Raw genomic sequence first — 13,567 nt, 5'->3', positions numbered from 1 at the left:
GAGAACGACAATGAAGCTTGCCATTGCAGGAGACAGCGCCGGCGAAGGCCTCGCCAAGGTTCTGGCCGATCATCTGAAGGATCGTTTCGAGGTGCACGAAGTCTCGCGCACCAACGAAGGCGCCGATCCGTTCTACGCCAACCTCTCCGACCGCGTCGCCTCCGGCGTCATCGACGGCACCTACGACAAGGCGATCCTCGTCTGCGGGACCGGCATCGGCGTCTGCATTTCGGCCAACAAGGTCCCGGGCATCCGCGCCGCGCTGACCCATGACACCTATTCGGCCGAACGCGCAGCGCTTTCGAACAACGCCCAGATCATCACCATGGGCGCCCGCGTCATCGGCACGGAACTGGCGAAGTCGATCGCCGATGCGTTTCTGGCGCAGACGTTTGATGAGAACGGCCGCTCGGCTGGGAATGTAAAGGCGATGGACGAGCTGGACGCGAAGTATAACGTTCGGTGATTCTTGGGTGAGACGCCTTCTATAGCGCGCTCAGTTGCGTCAGTGGCGCGCGATCATCGATGCGGCTGTTCCATGCGGGATTTGAAACGCTCTGCCGTGCCCGGATCCCCCTCACCCTGCCCTCTCCCCCATGGGAGAGGGGAAGTCAACATTGCAGCTCCAGCGCAGCGGGGGCTACGGGTGCAGGCTTCTGCTAAGCCGCCCGGAACTCGATCGCCCCGTTGTTTACGAAGCACGCCTTATCGAACAGGCCGAGATCCAGCGGGTTCGGCAGCCGGATATCCGTCATATCAGGGCACGGCTTCGCCGCCGGATCGTAGGAGCGGCCGATCTGCGAGATGAAGACAATGACGACGCCTCGTTCCTGCGCGAAAGCCTTCAGCGTCCGCACCTGCGTCATCAGATCCGGCTTGTCCCGCCGCTGGTCGAGGATCTGCAGGTAGTCGATGACCACGAGCGTGCCACGCGCGGCGGATGACAGGCGGCCGGCGATGTAGTCGGCGCTGATCGCCTCCGACGTATCGAACTCGAAGAGCGCCTTGTGGCGCTCCCAATCGGCGCCGATCATGCGGAAGCGGTCGAGGACGTCCCTCTCCGTATATTCCAGCGTGAAGAAGGCACTGCGGTGGCCCGATTTCATCGCCTCGACGGCAAGCTCCAGGCTTATCAGCGTCTTGCCGTGGCCGGGACGCGCGCCGAGGAGAACGAGATCACCGGGGCTGAGGCGGGCGAAAAGTTCGCTTGCCGGCATGGCCTCCGCCAATCGCGCGGATAACAGGCTCCAGCCCGAAAAGCCTTCCCTAGCGGCGATCCGGTCGAGTGCTTCGTGCAGGGGATGTTCTCCTCGCGGGAGAGGAGCTTTGCCTTTCGTTTCAGGCGATAGACAGGTGCAGACAGTTTCATCATAAACCTCCTGATACAGGCAATGGCTGCATTCCCTCCTTATGCGTCGTGCCCGGACAGTGGGTTCGATGATCAGATGCCCTGCATTATCGATACTTTCCCTTCGGAGGGGGGAGGCACGGGCCGCGCCAGAATCAGATCATCGCTCAATTGCCGGCGCCGGAGAATTGGACTTCCGTCTCCCAGCCATGCCACGCCGTCAGGACCGCGACGATGATCAGCAGCGCACCAGCCACCCGGCCGACCATGATGGTGACGCCGGGATTGGCGATCAGCAGGGTGCGGCTGCGGTCGGCGGTGAAGGCGACGGCGCCGTAGATGGCGAACTGGGTGGCGAGCGTCATCAGGCCCATGATCACGCCCTGCACCCAGATCGGCCCGTAGACCGGCTTCAGGAATTGCGGATAGACGGCCAGCATGAAGAGATAGGCCTTGGGATTGATCAGGCAGGTGATGGCGCCCTGGCGGAAGGCGCGCCAATCGGTGCGCACTGCGCCATCGCCGACCTCGTTGACGGTGATCGAGCTGCGGATCAGCGTGAAACCGATCCAGACCATGTAGGCGGCGCCGATGAAAAGCAGCGGCGCGAAGAGCGATGGCAGCAGGCTGGCAAGAATGCCGACGCCGATTGCGCCGTAGAGCGAATGCACTGCGCCGCCCGCCATGATGCCCGCCGTTGCCGCCATGCCCCGTGCCCGGCCGCCGGTCAGCGAGTTGGCGAGCACGAAGAGCATGTCCATGCCGGGCACGATGATGATGCCGAAGAGAAGCGTGAAATAGAGCCAGAGGTTTTCGCTGTATGTCATGTCAGTTGCCCGTTTGCTGTTTGGCGGCAGAATTTCGCTCTCCGCCTTTGATTTCAACCCGATAAGCAACGGCTATACGCAAGGGCAACTGACAGTGTATTGTCAGGAGCGTTTCATACGAGCGGGTAAAATGCGCAAGGCATCGCGGCTTTTCGAGATCATCCAGATCCTCCGGCTTTCGAAGAAGCCGATGACGGCGCAGGCGATGGCCGACCAGCTGGAGGTGACGGTCCGGTCGATCTACCGCGACATCGCGGCACTGCAGGCGATGCGCGTGCCGATCGAGGGCGGGCGCGGCATCGGCTATATCATGCGGCCGGGTTTCGACCTGCCGCCGCTGATGTTTTCGATCGAGGAGATGGAGGCGATCGTGCTGTCGCTCGCGCTGCTCGATCGCACCGGCGACAACGAGCTGAAACAGGCGGCGCGGCGGGTGAACCAGAAGATATCGGGCGCTGTTCCCGGCCCGCTCCGGCAGGCGATGGAGAACAAGGCGCTCTATGCCTGGGGCTCGGTGGCGCAGCCGCCTGCCGGTTTCGATCTCGGCATGGTCAGGCGGGCGATCCGCGACGAGGAGAAACTGTCGCTCGACTATCGCGACGAACTGGGCCGCGCCACCGAGCGCGTCATCCAGCCGATCGCGCTGATCTACTATTCTCAATACGCAAACATCGTCGGCTGGTGCGAACTGCGACAGGCAATCCGCAATTTCCGCAGCGACCGTGTCGCGCATTGCGAGAGCGCTGCGGCCTTCTTCCGCGGCGATGGCGACTGGCTGCGCGAGGAATGGATGCGCGGCTGGGCCAATCCTCCGGCCTGACATCAGACGATCTTCGCCCTATGTTGCTCCCGTGATTGAGGAATCAGCATGGGAGTGGAGGAATGCGCAAGGCAATCGTCGTCTGGGGCGGATGGAAGGGTCACGAGCCGGAGGAATGCGCGAGCGTCGTCGGCGACATCCTGCGGAAGAGCTGCTTTTCCACTGAAGTGACCGGCGATCTCGGCATCTTCGGCTCACCCGATATCGCCAAGGCCGACTTGCTGGTGCCCATCATCACCGGCGAGAAGCTGGAAAAGGCGCATGCCGATGCGCTGGTCGAGGCGGTGCGCGGCGGGCTGGGGCTCGGCGGGCCGCACGGCGCGCTGGCGACCTCCTTCAAGGAAAGCGCGCCCTTCCGCTATGTCTCCGGCGTCACCTGGGTTTCGCACCCCGGAAATATCATCGACTTCCGCGTCAACATCACCAGGCAGAACGATCCCGTCGTAGAGGGCATTCCCGACTTCGACTATCGCTCTGAGCAATATTACCTTCACTACGACCCGACCGTCGAAGTCCTGGCGACGACAACCTTCAGCGGCGAATATGACGAGGCGGCGCGCAATGTGGTGATGCCCGTCGTCTTCAAGCGGCATTTCGGACAGGGCCGCGTCTTCTATTCGGCCCTCGGCCATGTCGCGGCCGAATACGAGCACGCTCATATGCGCGAGATACTGCGGCGCGGGCTGCTGTGGGCGGCGCGCGGCTGAGTGGTTGGCCGCAGCCACGCGCCTTGATGCCTCAGAGATTGGCGCCGCCGGAGACTTCGATGCGCTGGCCGTTGACCCAGCGGTTGTCGTCAGAGAGCAGCGAGGCGATCATCGGCCCGAGATCGTCGGGCAGGCCCGGGCGGCCGAGCGCCGTCGTGTCAGAGACCATCTTGTTATAAGCCGGGTTGTCGCGGACGACGCCGCCGCTGAAATCGGTCTGGACGGCGCCGGGAGCAACCGTGTTGGCGGTGATGCGGCGTGGGCCGAGTTCCTTGGCGAGATAGCGGGTGAAGACCTCGATGGCGCCCTTCACCGAAGCGTAGGCGGAAATACCGGGCACCGTGAAGCGGGCAAGGCCGCTGGAAATATTGATGATGCGGCCGCCGTCATTCATCAGTGGCAGCAGCTTCTGCGTCAGGAAATAGACGCCCTTGAAGTGGATATTGACGAGCTCGTCGAAGGCCTCCTCCGTCGTCTCTAATATCGGCGCGTGGTAGCTGTTGCCGGCATTGTTGACGAGATAGTCGAAACGATCGGTTTCCAGCGTCTGCAGCACCTCCTTCACCTGTTCGACGAAGGCATCGAAATCGCTTATGCGGCCGGTATCGAGCTGGAAGGCGAAAGCCCTGGCGCCGAGCGCCTCGATCTCGGCAACGGCAGCATCGGCTTCTGCCCGATTTGCACGGTAGGTGAAGATCACATCGACGCCGCGCCTTGCCAGGTTGACGATGGTATTGCGGCCGAGACCGCGGCTGCCGCCGGTGACGATTGCGATCTTGTGCTTTGAATTCACTTGCGTTTCGCTGGGCATCTTCGCATTCCTCTGTTGGATGGGATGCTCTGACGGTAGGCTCGAAATGGTTTCCTGTTGATGCCGGAACTCTCGAATTTCTTGCCTATTCCTCCAAGCTAGTTGCGGGAGGCGCCTCTGTGGCGCATACCTTCAGGCAAGGAGTTTCTTTCCATGCTGACACCCTTGAGACATGCCATCCTCGATTATATCGACCGGCTCGCGGGCGATGCCGAAGGGCGCTTCCAGACGCCGGTCCCTGCCCTTTCCGTCTCGCGCGTCAGCCAGCCTGTCATGCCGCGCCACATGATCTACCGGCCGACGATCTGTGTCGTCGTGCAGGGCGCCAAGCAGATCATGGTCGGCGACCGGGTGTTCGATTACCACGAGATGCAGTCGCTGGTGGTGACCTTCGAGGTGCCGGCGCTGGGGCAGATCACTGAGGCGAGCAAAGAGGCGCCCTATATCGGCCTCAACATCGATTTCGATGTGGCGATCCTGCGCGAGGTGATGGAGGCGATGGAAGAGCCGCCGCGCCCGGCCGGCGAAGGCGCTGCCGGTGTCTTCGTGCAGGATTTCGACGGTGTGCTGGCCGATTGCGTGTTGCGCCTCGTGCGGCTGACGGAGACGCCGAAGGCGATCCCGGTGCTCTATCCGGCGATCATGCGCGAGATCTGCTACTGGCTGCTGACAGGGCCGAACGGCCGCGAAGTCTGCAAGCTGGCGCTGCCCGGCAGCCACGCAAGGCGGATGACCGATGCGATCAACCTTTTGCGCGACAATTTCACAGCGCCCATGCGCATCGAGCAGCTGGCAGCGGCAGCCCGCATGAGTCCCTCCTCCTTCCACCAGCATTTCAAGGAGATGACGGCAATGACGCCGCTGCAATACCAGAAGAACCTGCGCCTGCTCGAAGCGCGCCGGCTGATGGTGGCGGATGGCGCCAGCGTCGCGACGGCGGCCTACGAAGTGGGCTATGAAAGCGCCTCGCAGTTCAGCCGCGAATATGCCCGTACCTTCGGCACGCCGCCGAAGCGGGATGTCACAGAGATCAAGGCGATGCCGTTCCAGGCGGTTGCCTGATTTCATCTAACGGGCGGATGCTCCGGGAAAGAAGCATCCGCCCGTCGCACTTATTCAGCCGCCTTCAGCGAGCTGATGATCCCCTGCAGTTCGGAAGCATGCGCTTCCTGGGTGCCCTGGGAGCCCCAATAGGTGATGACCAGGAGCTTTCCGGCTTTCGGCGAGAGCAGCGACAGGCCGACATTGACGGCGCCGTCGTCGTCCTTGCCGGTCCAGTCGAAATTGGTCATGTCCATGCCGTTGATCTGCTCATCGGACTTCTTCTGGGTCGAACCGTCGATCTTGACGCCGTTCTTTTCAAGGAAGGCGACGGCATCGTCGATGACCTTGTCGGTCGTCTTCTCGTCGGCAATGTCGATCGAGAGATAGATTGCGGAGTCTGCCGAGGTCGCCTGGATGCCGGTATCGGTCTCTTCAGGGTTCCAGGCGTCGGGGATGGCAATTTCGGCGATCGGCGCGTCGCTTGGAAATTCAAGCGTCTTGGCCTGGCTGATGCCGGGCAGCAATGCGGCCAGAACGACGCCTGCAAGCAAGATTTTCATCGATAGTGTCCTCTTTGGAAATTGGGGCAACAAGCCATAGCGCTTTAGCATTAACGCAATTTGGAATGACCAGCGCCAAGGCGCCGCTTTTAGGCTTGTGCCCAAAAATGGTCCGGCGGCCGGGAACGATCCGGATCGGCGGCAACGCTCAGCGCAGTGGCATGCGGAAGGTGAAGCGCGTTTCGGCAGGCGAGGAATCGACCGTCAGCGTGCCGTCATGCGATTTGGCAATCTCGGATGCGATATAGAGGCCGAGGCCCAGCCCCTCCTGGTTCGGCATCGCGGAAGCGCGGACGAAGGGCTTGAAGAGATGCGCGCGCGTCTCCTCGGGAATTTCGTTGCCGGGATTGTACACGCTGAGTTCCAGCATATTGCCTGTCACCGCGCCACGAACGGTGATGGAGCCATCGCCGTCGCCGTGAGTGATGGCGTTGGCGAGCAGATTGGACAGAAGCTGCCCGATCCGGCCCGGATCGCATTTCGTGACGACGTCGGGGAGGACCGCATCGATCTTGCGATCGGGAAAAGTGGAGACGATTTCGTTGAGCACCTGCGCCAGAACGGGCTTCAACGCTACCTTTTCCATCGGCCGGACAGGAACGCCGTCGCCCAGACGGCCCCGGGCAAAATCGAGCACATTGTCGATCAGCGCCGACATGCGGCGAATGCTGCCTTGCACCAGCTCCACGATATGTGCGGAACTCTCGTCGGTCGCGGTCTTGCCGAGCCTTCTGACGCCCGCATCGATCGATGCCAGCGGGTTTCGCAGATCGTGGCCGAGCACCGCAATAAACTGCTCCCTCAGCGTCGTATCCTGCTGCTGATCCGCGAGCTCCGACGCAGACCGTTCAAGCCGCTCGAGCGCATCGAGGTGAAAGGCAATCATCTGTGCAAACAATGTGAACATGCCGATGACGGCAGGCGTATTGAGCTTGTTCGGCTTCGGATCGATCGCGCAGAGTGTCCCGAAAAAGCGGCCATCCGGCAAGACGATGGGGATGGAGATATAGCTCTGCAGACCATACATCGCCGGCGTGTGGTGGCTGGCATAGAGCGGGTCTTCGGCGACATTGTCGATCACGACGGCTTGCCGGTGCTGGCGTATCTCGTGGCAAATCGTCGTTTCGAGCTTGAGCTCGCCGCCGGGCTTCAGCCCGAACGCAACATTGTCCTTCACGCTGCAGGCTATCCAGCGCTCTTCGGTGACACGGGCCACCGCCGCAAAGCCCATCCCCGTTGTCATGCATACGACATCGAGAATGCTCGGAACTGCGTCAATGGACTGGATGGCTTCTACAGAGGATTCAACAGTATCGAACACGACCGCTCTCGTTTTACATCAGCTGCAAACCTAGAGCTTTTGCGCGAAAAGTCATCCCCGCGCAGAATGCGACAGAAAGCGGCGGCGCGGCCATTTCGGCAGTGCGCATTTCACGGCTTTCCCGGCATATCGCACCCATCAGCGTCCAAACGAGAACACCCGGCGCCGATGACGCCGGGTGTGTCTTGTTCAGGACTATCGAGCCGCAAATCAGAACTTGACGTTCCAGCCGGAGCGCAGCCAGACGTTCGGATCGTCGCCTTCGGTGGTGACGTTGATGCCGAGGGAGGCGGTGCCGCCTGCGACGTCGAACTCGGTGCCGATGGCGCCGCGCAGCCAGAGCTGCTTGACGTCTTCGCCGTCGAATTCGAAGGCCGAAAGGCCGACGATCTGGCCGCTGGTGCCCGCCGTGGTCTTCTCGAAGCGGTAGTCGGCTTCAGCGCGGGCCGTCAGGCGGACTGTGTCCGTCACGTCATGGATGAAATCGACGCCGATGCGGGCAACCGTCGAGTGGTCGTTGACGGAATCGAAGGCCGACGGGAAGGAGCCGCCCTCTTCCGTATAGCCGTCCATATGCGAGTGAGCGTAGGTCAGGCTCGCATAGGGCGTCAGCTTGGTGCCGGCGATCGTCGCCGCATTCAGCCAGTCGAAGCGGATCTTGGCGCCGTAGGTATCGACGTCGGTTTCGCCATGCGAGAAGTCCATCGCCGCGCCATTCATATAGCCGCGGTGGATGTTCATGCGGCCGGTCGAATAGTAGCCGCCGATCGTCGCATAGACGTTGCTGCTGCCGAGCGCGATGGTGGCTTCGGGCGACATGTAGAAGGCTGCCTGATGGAAATCGCCGCCGGTCTCGATATCCTGCTTGGTGTAGAGACCACCGCCGGCAAAGCGGGCGGTGACGCCTTCTGCAAGACCATAACCGAAGGTCACGTCGCCGATGCCGACGCCACCGTTCGAAACGCGGCTGTCGTCATAGCCGATGTCGGAGGTGAAGGCGACGGAACGCTGGCCGAGACCGAGCAGATCGCGCATCGGCTCGCCATGTGCACCCTGGAGAACGGTGTTGGCATAACCGAGACCGACCTGTGCGGAGGGCTTGGCGACCAGGGTGGTGCTATACTGCTGCACGTCGATGATGCCGGAGGTGGGGGCCGGGCGTGTCGGTGTCGCCTGTGTTCGGAGTATCGCCATCGCCGGTGTTCGGGGTGTCGCCGTCGCCAGTGTCCGGAGTAACCACGCGGGCGATGTACGTGCCGCCGTTCTGCGTATCGCCGACGATGATCTTGCCATCTTCGGAAACGCCGGTCGCCGTTCTCGTGGGATCGTTGCCGATACTGACACCGTTGTCTCTCAGCCACTGCACAACGGTCTTCGATGTGCCATCAGCCCAGCGGAATGCGTGGTAATCGTCCTGCCCCAAGTCGACCTGACCGACGATCACCGATCCGTCGCCGCTGACAGCATTGGCGACGGAATAATGGCTGTCAAAGCCGTCGATATCCACCACGCCCTGGGCTTCAGTCCAGCGGAACGCGTGGGTGGTGTCCTGAAGGGGCTGGAAGGAGCCGACGATGACCGAGCCATCATTGCTGGCAGCGGATGCAGTGGACCAAAGCCCGAGCCCAGGGAAATCGCCAAGATCGTTAGCTACCCGGCCTCCGTCCGTCCATCTTACGGCATATCTATAAGAGAAACCGTCGCCGGCTTCTCCGACAATAACCGTTCCGTCACGGCTTATGCCATTGGCTCTGGTCGTTTCAAGGAGATCCTGCCCCTCAAGATAGACCTTGTCGCCCCCGTCCCAACGGATACAGCGCCCGTTGCCTCCAGAGTTGAAATAGCCGACGACAATGGAGCCGTTGCCACTGACACCAGTTGCGGTGGATTGGTTGCTAACGGGGGTATAAAGCGGTTCAATGACACCGTTGGTCCAGCGCACGGCATGCATGTTCCCCACACTGTCGGTAGAACTGCCAACAATGACCGAACCGTCGTCATTGACGGCACGAGCCGTTGTGTTGGGAACCACCGGCGTTGTCCCTGCAACAGGAAGGGCGTCTAGCATATTCAACGCATCATCGCCGTCCCAGCGAAAAGCATAGGATTGAGTCGTCATAGACAGCGTGCCGATGACAACTTTTCCATCGCCGCTGATGCCTGCGCTAGAAAACATGCTACCATTCAAATAGATGGTCGGGATTGGGTCATTGCCGCTATCCGCGCGTGCCGCGCCCATTCCTGCTGCCAGCAATGCGGAAGAGAAGACCAGCGTCAGCGCCGAGGTTTCCAGAAGGCGCCGCGCCGTGGATCCGGCGTTTGACCGGCATGTGATGTTCGTCATCATTGTTAAAAGCTCACCCTGCTTTTTCAATTGCTTAAAAAGGAAATACTGTGCATGCCGCCGCGCAAAACGGGCGGCCGGTCAGCTTTCGAGCAAGCCGGAAAGCACCTGTCAATATGGTTGCAATTCAGTGCGAACTTTACAAAAAGTTGCTTTTTTAGCGCAATTTATGCGCTAGAAACGCCTGCAACCTGAGGCCGCGCAGCCTCATTCAGAACATGATTAAAAACTTTAATCAGCTTCGAAATGGCGCATCGCGCCGGGCGGTCGTTTAACCAAATACCAAAAAAGGTCCGGATGCCGGGCAGCAGGAAAGCGCCGGGAGACCCTCCGTGATGCCGGTAGGACGAAATGTAAAGGAATTGCTGCGTGTGAGTCGCAGGCCGGGCGTGACAATCACCCGCCGCTCCATCGTTGGTGCCGTTGAAAATACCGGGTCTTCCGTGGAGATCGCAATGTTCTGCGGGGCGCGGGCTTTGCACGCGCGAACATCGCTGCCGTCAGCGACGGCAGCGATGATGATTGGCATCGCTCTGCGCCAATTACTTCTTCTTGACGTCGCTTTCGCTCGACTTCACCTGCGAGCCGAGAGCGGGAGGGGCCTTGGCCGCCACTTTGTCCTTCTTCGGCTTGCGTGTCTCTTTGTTGCTGCGAACCTGACCCTTGGCCATAATTTGCTCCTCCTGTTGAAACCCTAGCTAGCAGCCTATTCGCGGAAAATTGCAAGCGGCTCCAGCATGTTCGCGGGCGCGGAAACAGAAAATCCTGTCCGGGGCGCTGACATTGCTCCGCAGCGGGCGCACCTTGCGCAAACAAAAACACCCGGCGCTTTCGCACCGGGTGTCTTCAAATCCGTTCGCTGCGAACCGATTACTTCGTGGCTTCTTCGTAGCGCTCCAGGACGTAGTCCCAGTTGATCAGGCTGTCGACGAAGGCTTCGAGATACTTCGGGCGGGCGTTGCGGTAGTCGATGTAATAGGAATGTTCCCAGACGTCGACGCCGAGGATCGGGGTGGCGCCGTGGACGAGCGGGTTTTCGCCGTTCGGGGTCTTGGAGATTTCGAGCTTGCCGTTCTTGACGGAAACCCAGGCCCAGCCGGAGCCGAACTGCGTGGCGCCGGCATTGGCGAAATCAGCCTTGAACTTGTCGTAGCCGCCGAGATCGGAGTTGAAGGCCGCTTCGAGCTTGCCCGGCAGCTTGTTGCCGCCGCCGCCCTTCTTCATCCACTTCCAGAAATGGACGTGGTTGTAATGCTGGGCAGCATTGTTGAAGAGGCCGGCATTGGTGCCGAACGACTTCTTGACGATTTCTTCGAGCGAGAGATCGGCCAGACCTGCTTCAGCCGCGAGCTTGTTGCCGTTGTCGACATAAGCCTTGTGGTGCTTGTCGTGGTGGTACTCCAGCGTTTCCTTCGACATGAAAGGCGAAAGCGCTTCGTAGTCGTACGGGAGTGCGGGCAATTCAAAAGCCATGGTAAGTCTCCTCTTGGCAATGGGTTGCGTGATCGGCAGGTGAGGCGGAACATAGGAGCGGAACCTGCCAGTGGCAACGGCGGAAACATCAAAAAAGGCAGCCTCAGAGGAAAAATTGCCTTGATTGCGGGCTTGGCTTTGAGGGGTAAAATCACCGATGATGCACATACAAACCCGAACGATACGCCACAGCGAACCGAACGAGGCCCCTGATGCAGAGGAATAAAATCCGCCTTTCCGTCTCCCTTCTGCTGCCGCTGTGCGCCGGCAGCGCTTTCGCCTCCTCCGACGACGCCTGGAAGGATTTTGCCGCCGACGTCGAAGCCAAGTGCAAGGCGGCCGCCACCGTCTCGATCGACGAGGCACGCGCCGTCGTCGATCCCTTCGGCAGCGAACATTACGGACTGGCGCTGGTGACCGGCCGGCCGAAGGGCGCCAACGGCTTCGTCACCCATATCTGCGTCTATGACAAGCAGTCGAAGGCCGCCGAGATCGGCAGCGAGCTGCAGACCGACAAGCTGAACCTGCTGCCGGAAGAATAAGCAGCGCTCGCTGCCCGTCCAAATCTTAAAAAACTGTTGATTTCATCGAACGGTGCTTTGACAGGCGGCGGGTTTGCGGTCCTAGATGCGCCACAAGTTATCCGGGCAAAGATCGTTAGAACAACCTTTGATAGGACGAACTTAATTAGCGTGAATTGATAATTCGAAACTGCATTTTGACATCGATCTTTTGGGGCGCGAGTGATGGTCATGAGTTTTTTCCGCCGGGGCGACGAGCCGGGCAAGACGGATATCCGCACGAACAGCCAGGCCTACCGGCCGGCCTCCATCACCGAACAGCCGATGACGCCCCAGGCAACGGCGCCGCAGCCCTACCAGATGCCTGAAATCAACGAGTTCCAGGCCTTCGGATCTGTGCTTGAGGAAAACCAGCGCAATTCCAAGGCGCTGATAGCCGGGCTTTCCGCATTGCAGGACCGCGTGACCACACTTCTCGGCGCCCATGACCATTCGCTTTCCGAGACCGGACGGCTGCAGGCCGAATGTGCCCGCATCAGCTCGCTGCTCGACTACGAGAGCGGCGCGAGACGCAAGGCCGACGAGGACAATGCGCGGCTTGCCGCTGAGAACAAGGACATCCGCACCGCCAACGGCCAGTTCCGCATCGAGATCGAAGCGGTGCGCGAAGAGCTGACCAAGCTGCAGAACTTGCACGGCATCACCTGCGAGGAATTTTCGATCATCGAGACGCGGCTGCTCGACGCCGAGCGCGAGCTTGCCGGACGGATCATGCAGTTCGACGAAGCCTCGATGCTTCTGAAGCGCGCGCAGCAGGAGCTCGACAGCCGCAGCCGCGAACTGTCCGCCACGCGTGAAAAGCTCGATCTGGAAACGACGGCACACCAGTTGCTGACCGAGACGTCGCGCCGCGAAAGCGCCGTGCAGGCCCGCGACATCGCCCGGCTGACGGAAGAGCGCGGTCACCTGAAGAGCAATCTGATGGCGCAGGAAGCGCTGGTTTCCAACCTGCAGACGGCCGTCGCCAGCCTGAAGCAGGAACTGTCGCTGGTCGAGGAGCGCCACAAGCGCGCCGAGGTCGAGCTGCATACGGTCACCACCTCTTCGGCACTCGAGATCGCCCATCTGACGACCAAGAGCGACGCGGTCGGTTCCAAGGCCGAGCTGGTCGAGAAGCTTTTGATCACCGCCAATGGCCGCAACAAGATGACCGACGAGGAGCTGCAATCGGCACGCGGCGAGATGAAGCGGCTGAAATCCGAGCTGGCGGCCACCATCTCGCGCGCCGAGCGCGTCGAGGAAGAGCTGCGCCGCGCCCGCATGAGCGGCACCGAGAGCGAGACCGCCCGCCGCGAGCTTTCCGCCTATAATAACGAACTGACGGTGAAGCTGCGCGAGGCGGAAAGCCTGCGCACGCGCCGCGACCGGGAAGCAGACGCCATGCGGCGCGATCTCGACACCCGCATGGACAGCGACCGCCACGAAATCGGCCAGCTGCGCACCAGCCTGGAGATCGCCAAATCCGAGATCCGCCAGCTGCGTGCCGAACGCGCCATCCTGAACGGCCAGCTGGAGGTCGCCCGCGGTGACAGGTCTTCAACTGCTGCGTTCGACGAACCCGAGGATGTGCGCATGCCGGCAGCCACCTTCTCGCCGCTGATCGACATTTCGGAAAAATCGCTGCGCGGCTCTGCCGACGGGTTTGGCGGCGAGCGCGATACGACCGGCGAGCCGATGCGCGTACCGCCTGCGGAGTAAGACTGTACGCTCATTTTGAAGGCCTTGTTTTCG

Annotated in this window: 15 protein-coding genes and 1 pseudogene; 6 read left to right on the top strand and 10 right to left on the bottom strand. The window is 61.1% G+C overall.

Going from position 1 to position 13,567, the window contains the following annotated elements:
• Window positions 1-10: 10 nt before the first annotated feature.
• Entirely contained in the window at window positions 11-466 is a 456-nt protein-coding gene (gene derI / locus AC1DNK_RS21220; RefSeq protein ID WP_112388472.1) for a D-erythrulose-4-phosphate isomerase, read from the top strand.
• A gap of 193 nt (window positions 467-659) precedes the next feature.
• On the opposite strand, the pseudogene AC1DNK_RS21215 reads toward derI, so the two are convergent.
• Window positions 660-1,369, bottom strand: a pseudogene (locus AC1DNK_RS21215) (DNA helicase).
• A gap of 146 nt (window positions 1,370-1,515) precedes the next feature.
• Window positions 1,516-2,175: a LysE family translocator gene (locus tag AC1DNK_RS21210; protein WP_112389821.1), complete on the bottom strand. Its 660-nt coding sequence runs from the start codon at window positions 2,173-2,175 to the stop codon at window positions 1,516-1,518.
• Window positions 2,176-2,305: 130 nt separating this feature from the next.
• Here AC1DNK_RS21210 and AC1DNK_RS21205 point away from each other — a divergent pair, with 130 nt between their 5' ends.
• A complete protein-coding gene (locus tag AC1DNK_RS21205; protein ID WP_477943196.1) occupies window positions 2,306-2,995 on the top strand; it encodes a helix-turn-helix transcriptional regulator in 690 nt (229 codons plus the stop codon).
• Window positions 2,996-3,057: 62 nt separating this feature from the next.
• Complete coding sequence (locus AC1DNK_RS21200; RefSeq protein WP_477943195.1) at window positions 3,058-3,702, top strand: ThuA domain-containing protein; 645 nt, start codon at window positions 3,058-3,060, stop codon at window positions 3,700-3,702.
• A gap of 31 nt (window positions 3,703-3,733) precedes the next feature.
• Here the strand turns inward: AC1DNK_RS21200 and AC1DNK_RS21195 are convergent, their stop codons facing one another.
• Window positions 3,734-4,513 (bottom strand): SDR family NAD(P)-dependent oxidoreductase, encoded by a 780-nt coding sequence (locus AC1DNK_RS21195; RefSeq protein WP_477943194.1) that lies wholly within the window; start codon window positions 4,511-4,513, stop codon window positions 3,734-3,736.
• Between the two features lie 153 nt (window positions 4,514-4,666).
• On the opposite strand from AC1DNK_RS21195, the gene AC1DNK_RS21190 reads away from it, so the two are divergent.
• Window positions 4,667-5,575 (top strand): AraC family transcriptional regulator, encoded by a 909-nt coding sequence (locus AC1DNK_RS21190; RefSeq protein ID WP_477943193.1) that lies wholly within the window; start codon window positions 4,667-4,669, stop codon window positions 5,573-5,575.
• Between the two features lie 50 nt (window positions 5,576-5,625).
• Here the strand turns inward: AC1DNK_RS21190 and AC1DNK_RS21185 are convergent, their stop codons facing one another.
• From AC1DNK_RS21185 to AC1DNK_RS21155, 7 genes are all read right to left on the bottom strand, one after another.
• Window positions 5,626-6,117, bottom strand: a complete 492-nt coding sequence (locus AC1DNK_RS21185) for a histidine kinase (protein WP_112389816.1) — start codon at window positions 6,115-6,117, stop codon at window positions 5,626-5,628.
• 148 nt (window positions 6,118-6,265) lie between these two features.
• Complete coding sequence (locus AC1DNK_RS21180; protein ID WP_477943192.1) at window positions 6,266-7,438, bottom strand: GAF domain-containing sensor histidine kinase; 1,173 nt, start codon at window positions 7,436-7,438, stop codon at window positions 6,266-6,268.
• A gap of 210 nt (window positions 7,439-7,648) precedes the next feature.
• Window positions 7,649-8,632, bottom strand: a complete 984-nt coding sequence (locus AC1DNK_RS21175) for an autotransporter domain-containing protein (protein ID WP_477943191.1) — start codon at window positions 8,630-8,632, stop codon at window positions 7,649-7,651.
• The gene (locus AC1DNK_RS21170) at window positions 8,556-9,785 is read right to left on the bottom strand and encodes a hypothetical protein (RefSeq protein ID WP_477943190.1); all 1,230 of its coding nucleotides are present in this window, start codon (window positions 9,783-9,785) and stop codon (window positions 8,556-8,558) included. Before AC1DNK_RS21170 ends, AC1DNK_RS21175 begins: the two co-directional genes overlap by 77 nt.
• A gap of 268 nt (window positions 9,786-10,053) precedes the next feature.
• Window positions 10,054-10,311: a hypothetical protein gene (locus AC1DNK_RS21165; RefSeq protein WP_477943189.1), complete on the bottom strand. Its 258-nt coding sequence runs from the start codon at window positions 10,309-10,311 to the stop codon at window positions 10,054-10,056.
• A 13-nt stretch (window positions 10,312-10,324) separates the two neighbouring features.
• Entirely contained in the window at window positions 10,325-10,453 is a 129-nt protein-coding gene (locus AC1DNK_RS21160) for a hypothetical protein (protein ID WP_310291523.1), read from the bottom strand.
• 199 nt (window positions 10,454-10,652) lie between these two features.
• Window positions 10,653-11,255: a superoxide dismutase gene (locus tag AC1DNK_RS21155; protein ID WP_112389814.1), complete on the bottom strand. Its 603-nt coding sequence runs from the start codon at window positions 11,253-11,255 to the stop codon at window positions 10,653-10,655.
• Window positions 11,256-11,467: 212 nt separating this feature from the next.
• Here AC1DNK_RS21155 and AC1DNK_RS21150 point away from each other — a divergent pair, with 212 nt between their 5' ends.
• Together AC1DNK_RS21150 and AC1DNK_RS21145 are read left to right on the top strand one after the other, a co-directional pair.
• Window positions 11,468-11,797, top strand: coding sequence for a hypothetical protein (locus tag AC1DNK_RS21150; protein WP_477943188.1), 330 nt, complete (start codon window positions 11,468-11,470; stop codon window positions 11,795-11,797).
• A gap of 210 nt (window positions 11,798-12,007) precedes the next feature.
• The gene (locus AC1DNK_RS21145; protein WP_477943187.1) at window positions 12,008-13,534 is read left to right on the top strand and encodes a hypothetical protein; all 1,527 of its coding nucleotides are present in this window, start codon (window positions 12,008-12,010) and stop codon (window positions 13,532-13,534) included.
• Window positions 13,535-13,567: the final 33 nt, after the last annotated feature.

This window comes from Rhizobium sp. 01N424, assembly GCF_056399485.1.
Note: the sequence above shows the minus strand (reverse complement) of the source record. Positions and strands in the feature narration are given on the sequence as shown.